Genomic DNA, 17,068 nt, shown 5'->3' on the forward strand with positions numbered 1-17,068 from the left:
TCCCCGGCCCTATGCTGAGCTCGGACGGCTGCTGCGATCGGACGGCCGCACGGCAGAGCGGCAGCGGCCCTCGTCACGACGGAGGGATGTGCGGCATGGCGGAGAGCTACCGGTACGACGTGGAGGTCCTGCACCTGCTCGTGTCCCCGGCCCACGCCTACTTCGGCCGCGCCCGGGACGGCTCCGCGGACGTCCCCAGCACCGACGCCGACCGGGCCGAGCTGGTGGCCGGCAAGGGCGTCGTCGGCGACCGGTTCTTCGGCAAGGCCGCGCACCTGGACGCCGCCGTCACCCTGCTGGCCGTCGAGGCGCTCGAGGCCATGGCCGCGGAGCTGGGCACACCCCCGTTCGACCCGCTCCTGGCCCGGCGCAACGTGGTCCTCCGGGGCGCCCAGCTGGCCCCGCTGCTGGGCGAGGAGTTCGCGCTGGAGTCCCGGGGCGAGCTCGTGCGGCTCCGCGGCGGCCGGCCGGCCCACCCGTGCGCCTGGATGGACCGGGTGCTCGCCCCGGGCGCGCACGCCGCCATGCGGGGACGAGGAGGCCTGCGCTGCCGGCCGCTGTCCAGCGGTGTCCTGCACCGCGGACCGGCCGTGCTGCACAGCCCGGTCCCGCTCGACCCGGAGCAGGCCGGGGCGGCGGTCCTGCGGCGGCCGTCCCGGTTGCCGTGATCGCCTCCCGGTCCTGACGGGAGCTTCCCGCGCGGCCGGCTTCTTCCCGTGCGCACCGGCGATCTGCCACGGGGCGCCCGCCGGCACGAACTCGGGCGACCGTGGCCCGGTGCGTCCGACAGCGGTCACCGTCGGACGCACCGGCTCAGGCCTGCGCGAGCTGGGGCAGCACCGCCTCCCCGAAGGCGTCGAGGAAGCGGGCCTGCTCCTGCCCCACGTGGTGCAGGTAGATCTCGTCGAAGCCGAGCTCGGCGTACTCGTGCAGCCACTGGGCGTGCCGGCCGAGGTCGGCGGAGACGTTGACCGCCCCGGCGACCTGCGCGTCCCCGACGTCCTCCTGGACCGCCTTGCGCAGGTAGTCCTGGGGCGAGGCGAGCTCGGCCATGGTCACGGGGTCGAAGACGTTGGTGCGCCACTGGTCGAGGGCGATCGCCCGGGCCTGCTCCTGAGTGGCCGCCCAGCTCAGGTGCACCTGCAGCGCGGCGCGGCCGGTGCCGCCGGCCTCGCGCCAGGCGTCGAGCATCCGGCGCAGGTCCTCCAGGGGCTGCTGGACCGTGATGAACCCGTCGGCCACGGGGGCGAAGCGGCGGACCGTCGTCGGGGTGAGCGCGGCCACCAGCAGGGCGGGCGGGACCTCCGGCGGGTCCCAGATCCGGGCGCGGTCGGCGTGGAAGGGTTCGCGGCAGGACACCTCCTCCCCCGCGTGCAGCCGGCGGACGACGTCGAAGCTGCCCTCGAGGAACCGCTGCCGCTGCTCCTTGGCCGGCCAGTCCGGGGCGACGGCCCGCTCGTTGAGCTTCTGCCCGCTGCCCAGGGCGGTCCAGACCCGGCCGGGGAACATGCGGGCGAGGGTGGCCGTGGCCTGGGCGGTGACCACCGGGTGGTAGCGCCGGCCCGGGGCGTGCACGAACCCGAACGTCAGGTCCGTGCTGGCCAGGGCGGCGCCCAGCCAGGACAGGGCGAACCCGGAGTGGCCCTGGCGCGGTGACCACGGCTCGAGGTGGTCGGAGCACATGGCGGCGCCGAAGCCGGCCTGCTGGGCGTGCCCGACGTCGAGCAGCAGCTGCTCGGGAGGGATCTGCTCGTGGGAGGCGTGGAAGCCGATCGTCGCCATGGGGTCCTCCGGTCGAAGGCGGGAACAGAGAGGTGGGAACAGGTGAGCTCGGGACGGACGAGCCCGGAACAGGTGAGCTCGGGACGGACGAGCCCGGAACGGGTGAGCTCGGGACGGACGAGCCCGGAACGGGTGAGCTCGGAACGGATGGGCTCGGGACAGGTGAGTCCGGAACGGATGGGCTCGGAACGGACGAGGACGGGAACAGGGCAGGACCGGGAGGGGCGGGTGCCGGTCAGCCGACCGCGTCCCGGAGCTCCTCGGCGGGGGTGCAGACGTTGCGCAGCTCGCCGATCCCCTCGATCTCGGTGACGACCTCCTGGCCGTCGCGCAGCCAGATCCGGCGGGGCTTCTTGGCCAGGCCCACGCCGGCGGGAGTGCCGCAGGCCACGAGGTCCCCGGGCTCGAGGGTCAGGAACCGGCTGAGGTACTCGACCAGCTCCACGGCGGAGAAGATCATCCGGTCGGTGCCGGAGTCCTGGTGCAGCACGCCGTCCACGGTGCAGCGGATCGCCAGTCCCGCCTCGGGGTCGACCTCGTCGGGGGTGACGACCACGGGACCCACCGGGGTGGTGCGGTCGAAGTTCTTGCCCTGGAACCACTCGGAGGTCCGGCCCTGCCAGTCCCGCACCGAGATGTCGTTCATGACGGTGTACCCGGCGATCGCGGTCCGCGCCCGGTCGAGCGTGGCGTGGCGCAGGGGCGAGCCGATCACCACGGTGAGCTCGGCCTCCCAGTCGATCTTCTCGGACTCCTCCGGCATGGCGATGGGGTCGGTGGGGCCGATGAGCGCGGTGGCGTACTTCGCGAAGATCGTGGGGTGCTTCGGGATCTCCTGGCCGACCTCCTCCGCGTGGTCGTAGAAGTTCAGGCCGGCGCACAGGATCTTGCCCGGGCGCAGGACGGGGGTCGCCAGGTCCGCGGGGGCCGGCGCGGGACCCGGCTCCCCCGGCAGGTGCAGGTCGCCCCCGGCCAGGAGGGCCCCGACGTCGGGAACGGGAAGGTAGACGGTCCGCCCGTCCTCCTGCCGGAAGGCCTGGGTGGTGCCGTCGCGTCGCACGGTGCCGAGTCTCACGGGTGCCCCCTCACGTTCTGCGGTGCGGTCTCCGTCCGATCCTATGCACCCCCGGTGCGCCTATGCACAGCGCACCACCTGCGCCCCCGAGGCGCTCGTGGCCGCGAGCAGCCGCCAGCGGCCGGTGTCGAGGGTGTGGACGAGCTCGAGGGTCAGCAGCTCGGAGCGGGCGTTCAGCTGGACCTGGACCCGCCACATCTGCTGGTCCACCGCCCCGATCCCGCGGTCCTGGGGCAGCCGCGCGTCCTCGGACCACCAGGCGCGGCGCTCGTACCAGCGGACGGGGTCCTGCGCCACCCGGTAGCTCCGCCCGCGCCAGCGCACGCCCACCGGCACCCCGTCCGTGTCGCAGTCCACGTCCACGCTCTCCGTCAGGAAACCCACGACGGCTCCTCTCTCCCTCGGCCGGCGCCCGTCCCGCGGTGCGCCCTGTCTCCTGGAAGCTAGAACACCTGTACGACACGCTAACCCCGGGGAGCACCACCAGGGAACAGGTGTTCCCCGCGGTGCACTGTTCATGGCAGTCGTTCGCATTCGCAATTCGCAGGCGGGGAGCATGGACAAGCCCAGCGAAATGGATACGCTGAGAGCACGGAGGGCGTGCCCTGCGCGACCCGCCCGGACGTCCCTTGTCCCTCGTCCGCCCCGCCGGCATCCACCGGCGTCGACCTCACGGAGGCCTCCCATGACCGGAACCATCACGCTGATCGCCCACACCGCGCAGAACACCAGGACCCCCGCGGTGACCCTGCGTCCGGCCGCCCCGGAGGACGCCGAGAGCCTCGCCCAGCTCTACTACTCCTCCTACGAGCAGGGCGGGGTCTCCAGCCTGGAGGAGGCCCACGAGGTGATCCGGGGGGTCTTCGACGGGGAGTACGGGCCCTTCCTCCCCGAGGCCTCGCCGGTGGTGGTCGACGACGACGGGACCGTGGTGGCCGCAGCGCTCGTGCTGGCCCGGCGGGTCGGGGAGGACCTCCCCGACGTCCCCTACATCTTCGAGCTGTTCACGGCGGCCTCCCGCCGGCGGCAGGGCCTCGCCGAGCAGCTCGTGCGCTGCGCCATGAGCACCCTCTACGACAACGGTCACGACCAGGTCTGCCTGCGGATCGCCGAGGACAACGCGGCGGCGCTCGCGCTCTACCTCACGCTCGACTTCAACCGCTGGGTCCCCGAGACGGACTACGTCTGAGCCCGGTCGGCGCTCCGGAGCCGGGGGCGCGCAGACGACGCCCCGGAAGTCACCGCCCCAGGAGTCACCGCCCCAGGGATCACCGGAGAGGCGCCGGAGAGAGCCACCGGCAGAGGTGCCTCGGGGAAGGCCCGGGGTCCGCAGCAGCGGACCCCGGGCCTTTTCCGTGGCCGGGTCAGAGCGCGAACTCCTCCCGGGCCGGGGGCTCGACGGCGACGTCGACGAACCGCGCCCAGCGCAGGCCCACCTCGACGAGCCGGGTGGACTCGGGCTCGTGGCCGCCGGAGCCCGGGTGGCGGGCCTCCAGCCGCTGCCCCGCCTCCTGCGCCGCGTCGCCCTCGAGCACCGCGGCGTCGCCCTCGAGCTGGAACTCCTGGCCCGTTCCGGAGACCAGCACCAGGGAGACCCTCGGGTCGGCGCCGATGTTGGAGAACTTGCGGCTCGCGATGTTCGTGCCGAAGACCAGGCGGCCGTGGTCGTCCGCCACGAGGTTGACCCAGGCGGACTCGGGGTATCCCTCGTCGCTGTTGGTCGCCACTACGCCACCGCCGTGGGCGCGGACGAAGTCCACGATGCAGCCGACGGCGTCCGGTGAGGCAGAGGTCATGGAGGTGCTCCTTGGGGACGGGGACAGGTCAGGCCCCACGGTACGCGCTCAGAACAGGGCAGGCTGCGGCACCACGAGCTCCGGGGAGTTGTTGCGCACGTTCCCGACCGCGGGGTCCACCGGGTCGAGCACCCAGCGGGCCGCCGTCCGGTGCGCCTCGGCCCGCACCAGGTCCACGAGCTGCGGGGCGTCCTCCTCCCCCGGGCGCAGCCAGTCCCCCACGTGCTCGGGCGCCAGCGGGATCGGCATCCGGTCGTGCAGGCCGTGCAGCTCCGTGAGCACCGGGTGCTCGGCGGAGGGCTCCGGGGAGTCGGTGGTGAGGACGGAGCAGGACAGCAGCCACGTGCTTCCCGCGCCGTCCCGGCCGGGCTGCAGGGCCGCGGAGTGCAGCTCCGTGCCCTCGGGCACCCGCCACCACTCGTAGATCCCGGCGAACCAGATGGTCTCCTCCGGGTCGGCCGGGTGGACGTAGTAGGGCTGCTTGCGCCCGCCCCGCCCGGCCCCGGGCTCCTTCTTCCACTCGTAGTAGCCGTTGGCCGGGACCGCGCAGCGGCGGGCCCGGACCGCCTTGCGGAAGGACGGCTTCTCGAGCACGGTCTCCGACCGGGCGTTGAACATCTTCGACCCGACCGCCGGGTCCTTGGCCCAGCCCGGGACCAGGCCCCAGCGGGCCACGTGGAGCTCGCGGACCAGTTCGCCGCCGTCGTCCCCGCCCGTCAGGCGCTCGAGGACGATCGGCACGTCGGTGGTGGGCGCGGTGTTCCAGTTGGCCCGCAGCCGCTCCTGGTCGGCGTCGCCGCCGAGGCTCTCGTCCGGGACGGCCCCGGTCTCGGCCACGAGGTCGCCCACGGCCCGGGCGATGACGTAGCGTCCGCACATCTGCTGCCTCCTCGGTCTGCCCGGCTCGCGGCCGGGGCTCAGTCGGTGAGCTGCCCGTACCCCAGGTACTCGGAGTACATGCCGTACACCTTGCGGATCCCGCGCTCGACGTCGGCCACGGTGGTGCCCGGCCGCAGGTCGTCCACGGCCCCCGCGGTGGTGGGGTCCCAGTCCAGGTCGAGGGCGGCGTAGACGTCGGTGAGCACCGAGCGGATGGGCTCGGACTGCTCGACGACCAGCACCGTGGAGAAGTACCAGGCGCCGGCGACCACCCGCTGGGCGGTCCCGGCCAGCTTCACCTTCCGGCCCGGGGTCGACGACGCCGCCGGGTGCGTCCCGTGCACGCTGTGCTCGCCAGCGCAGTACTCGCCCGGGATCTCGCCGACGTCGGCCTCGACCTCGAGCTCCTCCAGGGCGGCCACGATCATGTCGCCGAAGAGGCGGTAGCGGTCCTGGATGCCCGAGGTGGGGTCCTCGGCGGACTCGAGGTGGTCGATGATCAGGCACCCGCCGTGGTAGGCGGCGGCCCGGCCTCCGACCTTGCGGACCAGGGGCTCGAACCCGCTCTCGCGGGCGGCCCGGGCGGCGTCGGCGAAGCCAGGGCGCAGCTCGTCCCGGCGGCCGAAGGCGACCGTGGGGGCCGGTTCGTAGAGGCGCAGGACGGGCCCGCTGCGGCGCACGTCGGCGAGGAGGGTCATGGCGCTCTCGTAGTCCTGCTGGGCGCCCAGGGACTCGCGCTGGCGGAGAATTTTCATGCTGGTCCCAGTCTAGTGGCGGATCCGGACGGTCCTGCGGCGGGTCACGGCCGGGCGATCCCGCTGCCGCGGAACCACTGCCCCAGGGCCAGGGCGCTGGCCTCCACCTTCTCGGCCCACGCGACCGCCTCCTCGTCGGCGGCGTCGGAGACGTGCTTGACCATCCGCAGCGGCACGCCCAGGTGCCGGCAGGCCACCGCGACCGCCCAGCCCTCCATGTCCACGAGGTCCGCCCGCACGGCGAGGGCGTCCCGGGTGGGCCCGCCGGCCACGAAGGAGTCGCCGGTGGCGAGCACGGGCCCGTCGCCGTCGAGCTCGATGACGTTGTCCACGGGGATCCCGGCCGCGCGCAGCAGCTCCTCGTCCACGTCCCGGTTGATGATCCGGGAGGGCTCGAGCACCCCGGTCAGCCCGTGCCTCAGGGCGCCGGCGCTGCCGATGTTGAGCACCGTCAGCTCCGCCCGGCGCGCGGGGTCCGGGCAGCGGGTCAGCACCGCCTCGGTGGTGCGCACGGCCGCGGCCGACATCCCGACGCCCGTCAGGACCAGGTCGATGTCCTCCGGGAAGTACTTGGTCTCCAGGGGGTGGGCGGCGAGAACGAGCAGCTGTGGCACCCCGTCACTCTATCCGCCCTCTCCTGCTGCCTCTGCCGCCGAGCCCCCGTGCCCGGCCGTCCCCGCCGCGGCGTCCCCCGCCTGGGGACGCGGCGGGACGGCGCCCGGAGATGGGACGTCAGGCCGGGCGGGCGGCGAACAGCGCGGCGAGCCGCCGGTCGGACTCCGCCTGGGCGTCGAGGTCGTACGCGCCGCCCGTCACGAGCAGCTCGTCCGCCCCGGTCCGCGCGAGCAGCCGCTCCAGCTGCGCCCGGACCTCCGGGGCCGTGCCGTGGACCGAGCCCGCGAGGGCCTCCTCCACGAGGGCCCGCTCCCGGTCCGGGAGCCCGTCGGCATCCGGTGACCGCGCGGGCGCCAGGGGCGGGAACTCCCCCCGGGTGCGGGAGGCGGCCAGTGCGCGGGCCTCGGGCAGCAGCAGCTCACGGGCGGCCGCGCGGGTGCGCGCCACCGCGACGTTCGCCGAGACGACCACGTGCGGGGCCGGCCACCAGGACGACGGGCGGAACTGCGCGCGGTACCGCTCGAGCACCGCGGCGCCGCCGCCGGGGCCCTCGCGGAAGAGCGCCGGGCCGCCGAGCACCACGGCGAGTCCCGCCCGGGCGGCGGTCTCCACCCCGGCGCCGGTCGCCAGGACGAAGACCGGCGTCGCGGCGTGGTTCCGGGGCCGGGCGGTCACGGGGGCCGCGCCGGAGAGGTGGGCGAGCAGCTCCGTGAGGTCGGCCTCGAAACGGTCCGCGGCCTCCTTCCCGGTGCGCAGCGCGTCCCGGACGGCGGCGGTGAACCCGAGGGAGCGGCCCACGCCGAGGTCGATCCGGCCGGGGTGCAGGGCCTCGAGGGTGGCGGCCTGCTCGGCGACCACGAGGGGCTGGTGGTTGGGGAGCATGATCCCGCCGGAGCCGATCCTGAGGCGGCGGGTCCGGGCGGCCAGGGCGGCCATCAGCACCGCCGGCGCGGACCCGGCGATCCCGGGCACCCCGTGGTGCTCGGCCACCCAGAACCGGTGGTAGCCCAGCTCCTCCGCGCGCTCGGCCCGCTCCAGGACGCGGGCGAGGTCCTCGGCCTCCGTGGAGCCGTCCCGGGTGCCGGCGCGGTCGAGGAGGGAGAGCGGAACGTCGGAGAGGGGCATGGTGCGCACAACCGGGACGGCGCCGGAAGCATTCCGGGCCGCAGGCCCTGCGGGTCCGGGAGCCGCGGGTCCGGGAGCTGCTCAGCCGGCGCGGCCGAGGGCTTCCTCGGCGGCGACCCAGCCGAGCATGGCGCACTTGACGCGGGCCACGAACCGGGACACCCCGGCGAAGGCGGCGGCGTCACCGAGGACCTCCTCGTCCGGGACCACGGTGCCCCGGGAGCGCAGCAGGTCCCGGAACGCCCCGATCAGCTCCGCCAGCTCGGCCCGTGTCATCCCGGGGGCGGTCTCGGCCAGCACGGAGGCCGCGGCCATGGAGATCGAGCAGCCCTCGCCCTCCCAGCTGAGCCGCTCGACCACCGGCTCCGCGCCCTCGGCGGCAGGCACGAGCTCGACGCGGACGGTGATCTCGTCCCCGCACGTCGGGTTGTACTGGTGGGACTCCCCGCTCCCGTGCCCGGGGTCCGGGGTGGCCAGCCCCTCCCCGGACCGCCGCTTGGCGTGGTCGAGGATGACCTCCTGGTACATGCCGTCCAGCGCGCTCATCGTCGTCTCCTCGGTCGGTCCGGATCGGTGCGCACGGGCTCAGCCGGCCACGCGGAAGTAGGCGCGGACCCCGGCCAGTTCGGCCAGGAACCGGTCGACGTCCTCGGTGGTGTTGTAGAGGTAGGCGCTCGCCCGGGTGGACGCGGTCAGCCCCAGCCGGCGGTGCAGCGGCTGGGCGCAGTGGTGGCCCACCCGCACGGCCACCCCGGCCACGTCGAGGACCTGGCCGACGTCGTGGGCGTGCACGCCCGCCACGTCCACCGCCGCCAGTCCCACGCGGTCCGTGCCCGGGGCCGGGCCGATCAGCCGGATCCCCTCGAGCTCCGTGAGCCCGGCCGCGAGCCGCTGTCCCAGCTCGTGCTCGTGGGCGGCGACCCGCTCCATCCCGATGCCCTGCAGGTAGCGCACGGCCTCGGCCAGCGCCACGGCCTGGGCCACGCGCTGGGTGCCGGCCTCGAAGCGGGTCGGGGCGGGCAGGTACCGGGCGCCCTCCATCGTGACCTTCGTGATCATGGACCCGCCCGTGAGGAAGGGAGGCATCGCGTCCAGCAGCTCGGCCCGCCCCCACAGCGCCCCGATGCCGGTGGGCCCGAGCATCTTGTGCCCGGAGAACACCGCGAAGTCCACCCCCAGGGCGGGCAGGTCCACGGGCAGGTGCGGCACCGACTGGCAGGCGTCCAGCACGCTCAGCGCCCCGGCCGCCCGGGCCAGGCCCGCCAGGGTCTCGACGTCGGTGACCGCACCGGTGACGTTGGAGACGTGGCTGAACGCCACCACCCGGGTGCGCTCGCCGATGACCTCGGCGGCGGCCCCGAGGTCGAGGGCGCCGTCGTCGCCGACCGGGATCCAGCGCAGCACGGCCCCGGTGCGGGCCGCCAGCTCCTGCCACGGGATGAGGTTGGCGTGGTGCTCGAGCTCGGTGGTCACGATCTCGTCGCCCGGGCCGAGCCGGAAGCGCTCGGCCTCCTGGCCCCCGCGCCCGGCCGTGGCGTTGGAGAACGAGTAGGCGAGCAGGTTGATCGCCTCGGTGGCGTTGGAGGTCCACACCAGCTCCCGCTCGGTGCCGCCCACGAAGCCGGCGACGACCCGGCGGGCCTCCTCGTAGGCGTCGGTGGCCTCCACGGCCAGCGCGTGGGCCCCGCGGTGGACCGCGGCGTTGCGGTGCACGTAGAAGTCCCGCTCGGCGTCCAGGACGGCCAGGGGCTTCTGGGAGGTGGCCCCCGAGTCCAGGTAGACCGTCGGTGTGCCGGTCAGCAGGGGGAAGTCCTCCCGGAGCGCACGCACCTCGGGATCGGTCAGGGGCAGCACGTGGTTTCCTTCCATGCTCCGACACTGTACGTCCCGGGCCGGGGCGCCGGACGGCCGGGCGCCCCGCGGCGTCACGGCCCCGTCAGCGATGGCGGGGCCGCAGGTAGGTGTTGCCGTTCGCGTCCTTCTCGACCACGAACTCCTCCTGCAGGTCCTGGTACCACTGCTGCGTCTGCGCACTGGCCTCGGCGCCCCTGAGATCCCGGGGGCTGCGCACGGCGGGCCCGTAGAACCGCATGGTGAAGTCGTCGAAGCGCCGGAACAGGCTGCGCCTGGGCCGGGCGGGCTCGTCGTCGGAGTGCTGGTGCTTGCGCATGCTGTCCTTCCGGGTGCTGGGTCGGGGCCGTCGGTGCCGGTCCGCGTGCTGCTCCGCACCGGGGGTCCGGTGCGGGACCGGCGTGTCGCAAGGCCTGTGGCGCGGCCGACGCCCACAGGGGTCCTGCCCCCATGATCTCCCGCCCGGCGTCGGGAGGAGAAACCGGCACGGACCGCGAGGGGACGCCGGCGGCGGGGTCCGGGGTGCGGACCCGACCGGACCGTTGCGGGGGCTCACCAGGGGATCAGCCGCGCACGAGGCGGATCAGCAGACCGGCTCCGACCAGCACCGCCCCGGACGCGGTGAGGAGCCACAGCCAGCGGTACGGCGCGACGAGGGCCCAGCGCCAGGGGTGGCGGGCGTGGTAGTAGACCGTGACCTCCGCCCCGGCCGCGGGCGCGGGGGACGGAGGGTGCGGCCAGGGCTCCTCGTGGATCTCGTACCGGGTGGTGTGCCAGCGCAGCCGGTGCCGGCCGTCCTCGACCAGGTGCACGGCCGAGGTCCTGACCCACCAGGCGTACAGGCACCGGACGAGCAGTGCGGCCACCAGCAGGGCCCATCCCGCCGTGAGGCACGCGGCGCTCACCACCCCGGTGCGGGCCATCTCGCTGAGCTCGGTCACGGAGGCGAGCCTATCGCCCCGTCCGCCGGGGACGGTCCGCCCCGCACGGCGGGGCACGGCCGTCCCGGTCCTGTCGCCCAGCTTCGTGCTCCGCTCCGGCCCCCGCCCTGCCTCCTGCCCCGGCGCCGCACGTTCCGGACCAGGGGCGTCAGGCCCAGGGCGCCGCCGCGAGACGGGCGAGGACCGGCCCGAAGTCGTAGGCGGTGGTGCTGTTGGTCATCATGACGATGCCCAGGCCGCGGTCCGGGTAGAGGCGCATGACGTTCCAGAAGCCGGCGCCCGTCCCGTAGTGCTCGACCCACTCGTGGGCCCCCGGAGCAGGGCGGCGGAACCAGCCGATGCCGTGGTCGAACGGCCGTCCCGGGTGGGCGATCGTCCGCATGGACCGGGCGGCGTCCGCGGACAGCACCCGGCGTCCGTCGATCTGCCCCTCCCCCAGGTGCAGGCGCAGGAACCGGGCGGCGTCGAGCACGTCGCCCATCAGGCCCCCGAACGCGGGACCGTCGACGTGGAAGGGGCGCAGGCCCAGGTGCGCCCCCGTCCGGGAACCGGCCACCCCACGGGGCAGCAGGAGGCGCAGCATGGGATCGGCGAGCCGCGGGGCACGCAGATAGCCGGTCGCCGCCACGGCGCCCTGCGGGCGGGCGAACCCGGTGCGGGTCATGCCCGCCGGGCCCAGCACCGTCTCGCGCAGGGAGGACTCGAAGGACGTCCCGGTCACCGCCTCGAGGACCTCGCCCAGGGCGAGATAGCCCACGTTGGAGTACCGGGCCCGCTCCCCCACCGGATACCGGTACGCCCGCCGACGGCGCATCAGCCGGCGCAGCAGGTCGCCGGCCGGCGGCGGCGGGGCCCCGGCCGGGTGGACCCACCGGATCGGCAGCGGATTGGACAGGCCCGCGGTGTGGGTGAGCAGCTGCTCCACCGTCGGCCGGGCGCCTCCGGGGGCCGGCGGGAAGTCCAGGTGCTCGTCGACGGGCGACTGCAGGTCCAGCCGGCCGGCCTCGGCGAGGGCCATGACGGCGGTGGCGGTGACGGGCTTGGTCATGGAGAACCACGGGTAGGCCGTGCCCGGCGTCGCGGGGACCCGACCGGCCAGGTCGGCCAGTCCGAAGCCTGCCGCGCAGAGCAGCCCGTCCCGGTCGGTCACCGCGAGGGAGAGCCCCGGGACGTGCCCGGCGCGCATCATCGCCGCCACCGCGTCCTGCAGCTCGGCCGGCAGGGGCCCCGGGGCAGGCGTCGAGGCGCGGTCACCGGGCGAGGAGCTGTGCATCGGAACCTCCGGGAGCGGGCCGCGGAGGTCACCGCCGCCCGACAGGACCACGGTGCGGCCGGACTCCCGATCCGTCAAGGGCGCCCGGACCTCCGGGCCGGACGAGACGCATGTCGACCGACGACGCCCGGCCCGACCTCGAGGGACGGACCGGCCGGGAGCTCTCCGCGGTGGGCGGCGACGGCGCGTGCTGCACCGCGGCCGCCGCGGAGCCCGCCCGTTCGCGGCAGGAGGTCACGATCGGGAACACCCCTGGTGACGACGATCGTTGCAGGAGTAAACTGGGGTCCTCAGCTGTTGCGCCTCGGCTCCGGGACGACGTTCCCGGAGCCACCGGTTCCCCGGAAGGCGCGCCGCGCCCCGGGGGACATCTCCCGGTCGACCGGGGGTCGACCGACGTCTCCGGCACGTGCCACCCGCGCCCGTGCCGAACGATCCACCTCACCACCTCGGGGACCCACCATGAAACACCCACTCCTCTCGCGCGTGCTCACCGGCGCGTCCGCCACCGCCCTGGTGACCGCAGGGCTCGCCGTGGCCGCACCGGCCCACGCCGCGACCGCACAGCCCGTGTACTCCTACGCCCAGGGCTGGCGCGTGGACCAGCACGTGCGCGAGCTCGCGGACGTCAACGGTGACGGCCGCGCCGACGTCGTCGGCTTCGGCAACGCCGGCGTCCAGGTCTCCTTCGGCCGGGCCGACGGCACCTTCGGCACCCCGAGGTTCAGCGTGCGGGACTTCGGCACCGCCCAGGGCTGGTCCAACGCACGGCACGTGCGCACGCTCGCGGACGTCGACGGCGACCGCCGCGACGACATCGTGGGCTTCGGCAACGCCGGGGTCTACGTGGCCTACTCGCAGGGCGACGGCAGCTTCACCGCGCCGCAGCTCAAGGTCCGCGACTTCGGCTGGAACCAGGGCTGGCGCGTCGACAGGCACCCGCGCGAGCTCGCCGACCTCAACGGCAACCTGACCGCCGACATCGTGGGCTTCGGGTACTCCGGCGTCACCATCTCCCACGCCCTGTCCGACCGGACGTTCACGGGCACCGGCAAGCGCATCGACAGCTTCGGCTGGGACCGGGGCTGGCGGGTCGACAAGAACCCGCGGATGCTCGCGGACGTCGACGGCAACAGCACCGCCGACATCGTGGGCTTCGGCGACGCCGGCACGTACGTCTCCTACTTCTCGGCGCTGGGGGACACGTTCACCCAGCCCGCGCTGGAGATCCGCAACTTCGGCTACGCCCAGGGGTGGCGCGTGGACCAGCACCCGCGGATGCTGGCCGACGTCAACATCAACCCCGCCGGCAGCGCCGCGGCGGACATCATCGGCTTCGGCTACTCCGGGGTCTCCGTCGCCCACTCGCTCAACGGGGGGAACTACACCGGTGTGGCCGTGCGGGTGAACGACTTCGGCCAGGCCCAGGGGTGGCGGGGCGACCGTCATCCGCGGACCCACGCGGACATCAACGTCGACGGCATCCAGGACATCGTGGGCTTCGGCAACGCCGGGGTCTACGTGGCGCACGGCCGGGCGGACAGCACCTTCGGCCCGGTGTACCTGAAGACCGCCGCCTTCGGCTGGGCGGACGGCTGGACGGAGGAGCGGTATCCGCGTCTGCTCGGTGACGTCAACGGCGACGGTCGCGACGACGTCGTGGGCTTCGGGCACTCGGCCACGTACGTGCAGCTGTCCTGAGCCCGCCGGCCGCGCTCCGTCGCGGTCCGGTCACGGCCCCGCCCCCGTCCGCGCGGACGGGGGCGGGGCCGTGCCAGGTCACCGGAACCGGCGCCGCCCCCCGCTCGTGGACGTAGGCGGCCATGGTGATCACCGTGATGAGCTGCGCGGCGACGACCACGAAGGTCCAGCCGCCCTCCGCGACGACCACGTAGACGGCAGCGGAGACGATCAGGACCAGCTGCAGGGCGCGTGAGACCGCGAGCGCACGGCCGTCCTCGCCGGGCGGGCCCGCGGCACCGGGCTCGGGCTCGCCGGCGGGCTCGCCGGGCCCCGGCGCGGCGGCGGGCGGCTCGGCCCGGCGGCGTCGCGCCGAGTGCACCGTGCTGACCAGCACGACGACGTAGAGCGCCGCCACGATGCCGGTGACGAACAGCATGACGGAGCCGTCGTCGTCCCCGACGCGCAGTCCCACCACGAGACCGAGTGCCACCGGCAGGAGCCAGAGCCCCAGGAGCAGCTTGTCGCGCACGGCCAGCACGAGCCCCTCCCCTCCCTCGGACGATCCCCGTGACCGCATCCTCGCACCCGGTGAGCCCGCGTGTCTGACCCCTCATCCGGGGATGGCGGGCGCGGCGGGGACCTCCGGCACGAGCCGCGGAGCAGGCCTCCCCGGCCGGACGGGCACGCACCGGCGTCACACTCGCGCCGGTGGCCGTCGTCTGCGGCGCGCCGCGCGGTGACGGCCGGGCAGCGGACGTAGAACTGGAGGGTGCCGCGCGCGCTCCCCCACGCGCATCCCCCACCAGGCACGCTTCGCCTCTTCCCCCCAGGAGCACCATGAGCAACGCCCCCTCCCCCTCCCCTGCCCCGAGAACGGGCCTGACGTCCCGCCGCGGTTCCGCCGCGGGCCGGTGGATCGTGGCGGTGCCGCTGCACCTCACCCTGGCGATCGGGCTGGTCGCCGGCTGCGCGTCCAGCACCGCGTCCACCGACCCGGGCACCGAGCCCGGCCCCGTTCCGGGAACCGTGACGACGGTGCCCGCCGCTCCGTCCCCGAGCGCCGTGCCGAGCGATGCTCCCTCGCCCACCGCCTCGAGGACACCGGGATCCGTCACCACGGTCGCCCCGTCCCCGGAGCCGTCGGAGACTCCCGTCCGCGCCGTCGCCCCGCCCTCGGGGGCGTTCCTGGCCCTGGAGGACCTGACGGTCGCCGCCGCCGGGACGATGTCCGACTACGACCGCGAGGCCCTGTTCGGCGGTTGGATCGACGCCGACGGCGACTGCGAGGACTCCCGCAACGAGATCCTGGCCCGCGACCTGACCGGCGTCACCTCCGCCGACGGGTGCAGGGTCGACACCGGCACCCTCGCCGACCCCTACACCGGGGCGAGCATCGACTTCGTGCGCGGGGTCGCGACCTCCGGTGACGTCCAGGTGGACCACGTCGTCTCGCTCGGCAACGCCTGGGTCACCGGGGCGCGCCGGCTCTCCCCGGCCGACCGCGTGGCCCTCGCCAACGACCCGCTGAACCTGCTGGCGGTCGACGGCCCGGCCAACGGGTCGAAGTCCGACCAGGACGCCGCCGGGTGGCTGCCCCCGAACCGGGCCTTCGCCTGCGACATGGTGGCGATCCAGATCGCGGTGAAGTCCCGCTACGGCCTGTGGGTCACGGCACCCGAGAAGGACGCCATGGCCGAGGTGCTCGCCGAGTGCCCCGACCAGCAGCTGCCCGCCGGCACTCCGTTCGGCGACATCCCCGCCGGGACCGCTCCGGAGCCGGCCCCCGTCGTGGTCGAGGAGGCTCCGGCCGCCCCGGCGGACGTCCACTACGCCAACTGCACGGCCGCCCGGGAGGCCGGCGCCGCCCCGCTGCTGCGGGGACAGCCCGGCTACCGCAGCGCCATGGACCGTGACGGCGACGGCGTCGCGTGCGAGTAGGGCGCCGGCGGAGGAGGTCGGCGGGGCCGATGACGCCCGTTCAGCGGCCGGTCGGCTTCCGTTCCCGCGCCGGCGGCGTCGTCCTGGGCCGCCGGCTGGGCCGGGACGGTGCCGGCCGGCCTCGAGGGCGCCTCCTCGCGCTCAGGACTGCCAGGCGGCCCGCCCACCGCTGGCGCGGGCGAACTCCGCCGCGCGGCGGTGCGGCAGCGCGTCCCACAAGGACCCTGCGGCCATGCCCACGAACCACAGGCAGGGGAACCACCACCGCCCGCCGTCCAGGTGCAGATAGCACGCCGTGACGAGGACGAGGGTCAGCACGATGTTGGAGAACATCAGCGTCATCTGGTGCGGCACAGCGGCTCCCTTCAGTGTCCGGCGGCATGCCCTCCGCATCGTGGCAGTGTCCGGCGGCATGCCCTCCGCATCGTGGCAGTGTCCGGCGGCATGCCCTCCGCATCGTGGCACGGCGCTCCCCGCCCCGTCTGACCCCTCTTGGGTGGGCAGATCCGGGCGGGCCACCGGGTGGCAACCGGGGTTCGCCGGGCGGGCCGCCTACAGTGGAGATCCCGCCCCCCAGCGAAGCAGAGGCACCTCATGAGCACGAAGGCCGTCGTCACCAGTCTGTTCATCGCCACCGGTCTCGCCCTGGCCGGCTGCGCCGGCGATCCCCCGGCCCAGGAGAGCACTCCGGCCGCCCGGACCTCGCCCTCCCCCTCGGACACCGTTCGGGGGACAACGCCGGAGCCGACCTCCGAGCCGGCCACTGGGACGACCCCCGCACCGACCCCCGAGCCGACCACTGAGCCGGCCCCCGAGCCGGACGAGGACTCCGAGCCTCAGCCCGAGGACGCTCCCCCGGCGGCCGAGGAGCCCGGTCCCGCCGATCCGTGGGCCGCGTTCGCCGCCACTCCCGAGGGACAGCCGTACACCGGGACCGTGACCAGGGTCGAGCAGCAGGCGGTCCAGGGCGGCGGACTCGCGCACCGCCTCACCGCGGACACGAACGACCGCGCCGTCGCCGTCGAGATCTGCGGTGCCTACCAGTCCGCGATGGGCACCGGCCAGGACCGGATCGACGTCGTCGACACGGTCGGCCAGCTCCTGGCCTTCGCCCCGGGCGGACCCGGGAGCTGCCAGGTGCAGGTGAACACCGACGTGGGAGCGGTGCCGTTCCCGGAGAAGTTCAGCTATGACGAGGCCCTGGCCGCGTGGCGGAGCGGCGTGCCCTACTACGACGCCTTCTGCGTCAACTACGACCCGGTGACGGAGGCCGGCGTCGCGCAGTGCACGGGCATCGAGAACGGCACCGTGGACAGCGTGACCGGGGAGTACATCGGCGGCTGACCACCCGCCGG

The 17,068-nt window shown here is 74.8% G+C and carries 20 protein-coding genes; 5 read left to right on the forward strand and 15 right to left on the reverse strand.

Annotated features, from left to right (window positions below; genetic code table 11):
- The first annotated feature begins 95 nt into the window (after nt 1-95).
- Complete coding sequence (locus AVL61_RS02160) at nt 96-668, forward strand: MOSC domain-containing protein (RefSeq protein WP_058872766.1); 573 nt, start codon at nt 96-98, stop codon at nt 666-668.
- Between the two features lie 145 nt (nt 669-813).
- On the opposite strand, the gene AVL61_RS02165 is transcribed toward AVL61_RS02160, so the two are convergent.
- From AVL61_RS02165 to AVL61_RS02175, 3 genes are all read right to left on the reverse strand, one after another.
- On the reverse strand, nt 814-1,782 hold the full coding sequence (locus AVL61_RS02165) for a TIGR03885 family FMN-dependent LLM class oxidoreductase (protein WP_058872705.1): 969 nt from the start codon (nt 1,780-1,782) through the stop codon (nt 814-816).
- Nucleotides 1,783-2,017: 235 nt separating this feature from the next.
- Complete coding sequence (locus tag AVL61_RS02170) at nt 2,018-2,857, reverse strand: fumarylacetoacetate hydrolase family protein (RefSeq protein WP_058872706.1); 840 nt, start codon at nt 2,855-2,857, stop codon at nt 2,018-2,020.
- Between the two features lie 60 nt (nt 2,858-2,917).
- The gene (locus AVL61_RS02175; protein WP_058872707.1) at nt 2,918-3,241 is read right to left on the reverse strand and encodes a DUF6504 family protein; all 324 of its coding nucleotides are present in this window, start codon (nt 3,239-3,241) and stop codon (nt 2,918-2,920) included.
- A 301-nt stretch (nt 3,242-3,542) separates the two neighbouring features.
- Here AVL61_RS02175 and AVL61_RS02180 point away from each other — a divergent pair, with 301 nt between their 5' ends.
- Complete coding sequence (locus tag AVL61_RS02180; protein ID WP_058872708.1) at nt 3,543-4,046, forward strand: GNAT family N-acetyltransferase; 504 nt, start codon at nt 3,543-3,545, stop codon at nt 4,044-4,046.
- Between the two features lie 175 nt (nt 4,047-4,221).
- On the opposite strand, the gene AVL61_RS02185 is transcribed toward AVL61_RS02180, so the two are convergent.
- From AVL61_RS02185 to AVL61_RS02230, 10 genes are all read right to left on the reverse strand, one after another.
- On the reverse strand, nt 4,222-4,653 hold the full coding sequence (locus tag AVL61_RS02185) for a pyridoxamine 5'-phosphate oxidase family protein (RefSeq protein ID WP_058872709.1): 432 nt from the start codon (nt 4,651-4,653) through the stop codon (nt 4,222-4,224).
- Between the two features lie 48 nt (nt 4,654-4,701).
- Nucleotides 4,702-5,532: an SOS response-associated peptidase gene (locus AVL61_RS02190; protein ID WP_058872710.1), complete on the reverse strand. Its 831-nt coding sequence runs from the start codon at nt 5,530-5,532 to the stop codon at nt 4,702-4,704.
- Between the two features lie 38 nt (nt 5,533-5,570).
- Nucleotides 5,571-6,287 (reverse strand): lipoate--protein ligase family protein, encoded by a 717-nt coding sequence (locus tag AVL61_RS02195; protein WP_058872711.1) that lies wholly within the window; start codon nt 6,285-6,287, stop codon nt 5,571-5,573.
- Between the two features lie 44 nt (nt 6,288-6,331).
- Complete coding sequence (locus AVL61_RS02200) at nt 6,332-6,901, reverse strand: nucleosidase (RefSeq protein ID WP_058872712.1); 570 nt, start codon at nt 6,899-6,901, stop codon at nt 6,332-6,334.
- A gap of 118 nt (nt 6,902-7,019) precedes the next feature.
- On the reverse strand, nt 7,020-8,027 hold the full coding sequence (locus AVL61_RS02205) for an MsnO8 family LLM class oxidoreductase (RefSeq protein ID WP_058872767.1): 1,008 nt from the start codon (nt 8,025-8,027) through the stop codon (nt 7,020-7,022).
- A gap of 81 nt (nt 8,028-8,108) precedes the next feature.
- The gene (sufU, locus tag AVL61_RS02210; RefSeq protein WP_058872713.1) at nt 8,109-8,573 is read right to left on the reverse strand and encodes a Fe-S cluster assembly sulfur transfer protein SufU; all 465 of its coding nucleotides are present in this window, start codon (nt 8,571-8,573) and stop codon (nt 8,109-8,111) included.
- A 39-nt stretch (nt 8,574-8,612) separates the two neighbouring features.
- Nucleotides 8,613-9,881 carry a SufS family cysteine desulfurase gene (locus AVL61_RS02215; protein ID WP_408669404.1) on the reverse strand — a complete coding sequence of 423 codons (1,269 nt, stop codon included), beginning with the start codon at nt 9,879-9,881 and terminating at the stop codon, nt 8,613-8,615.
- Nucleotides 9,882-9,963: 82 nt separating this feature from the next.
- Nucleotides 9,964-10,197 (reverse strand): hypothetical protein, encoded by a 234-nt coding sequence (locus tag AVL61_RS02220; protein ID WP_058872715.1) that lies wholly within the window; start codon nt 10,195-10,197, stop codon nt 9,964-9,966.
- Between the two features lie 244 nt (nt 10,198-10,441).
- Nucleotides 10,442-10,819, reverse strand: coding sequence for a hypothetical protein (locus tag AVL61_RS02225; RefSeq protein ID WP_058872716.1), 378 nt, complete (start codon nt 10,817-10,819; stop codon nt 10,442-10,444).
- Between the two features lie 148 nt (nt 10,820-10,967).
- On the reverse strand, nt 10,968-12,092 hold the full coding sequence (locus AVL61_RS02230) for a serine hydrolase domain-containing protein (RefSeq protein ID WP_082696907.1): 1,125 nt from the start codon (nt 12,090-12,092) through the stop codon (nt 10,968-10,970).
- A gap of 462 nt (nt 12,093-12,554) precedes the next feature.
- On the opposite strand from AVL61_RS02230, the gene AVL61_RS02235 reads away from it, so the two are divergent.
- Nucleotides 12,555-13,793, forward strand: coding sequence for an FG-GAP repeat domain-containing protein (locus AVL61_RS02235; RefSeq protein WP_231738250.1), 1,239 nt, complete (start codon nt 12,555-12,557; stop codon nt 13,791-13,793).
- On the opposite strand, the gene AVL61_RS02240 is transcribed toward AVL61_RS02235, so the two are convergent.
- Nucleotides 13,726-14,313, reverse strand: a complete 588-nt coding sequence (locus AVL61_RS02240; RefSeq protein ID WP_058872718.1) for a hypothetical protein — start codon at nt 14,311-14,313, stop codon at nt 13,726-13,728. The genes AVL61_RS02235 and AVL61_RS02240 overlap by 68 nt on opposite strands.
- Nucleotides 14,314-14,612: 299 nt before the next feature.
- Between AVL61_RS02240 and AVL61_RS02245 the strand changes: the two genes are divergently transcribed.
- Nucleotides 14,613-15,713, forward strand: coding sequence for an excalibur calcium-binding domain-containing protein (locus AVL61_RS02245; protein WP_058872719.1), 1,101 nt, complete (start codon nt 14,613-14,615; stop codon nt 15,711-15,713).
- Between the two features lie 141 nt (nt 15,714-15,854).
- Here AVL61_RS02245 and AVL61_RS02250 read toward each other — a convergent pair whose 3' ends face one another.
- Nucleotides 15,855-16,067 (reverse strand): hypothetical protein, encoded by a 213-nt coding sequence (locus tag AVL61_RS02250; RefSeq protein ID WP_058872720.1) that lies wholly within the window; start codon nt 16,065-16,067, stop codon nt 15,855-15,857.
- A gap of 240 nt (nt 16,068-16,307) precedes the next feature.
- Between AVL61_RS02250 and AVL61_RS02255 the strand changes: the two genes are divergently transcribed.
- Entirely contained in the window at nt 16,308-17,057 is a 750-nt protein-coding gene (locus tag AVL61_RS02255) for a hypothetical protein (RefSeq protein ID WP_058872721.1), read from the forward strand.
- The last annotated feature ends 11 nt before the right edge of the window (nt 17,058-17,068 follow it).

The sequence above is a fragment of the Kocuria rosea subsp. polaris genome (genome assembly GCF_001483755.1).
Taxonomy (GTDB): Bacteria; Actinomycetota; Actinomycetes; order Actinomycetales; family Micrococcaceae; genus Kocuria; species Kocuria cellulosilytica.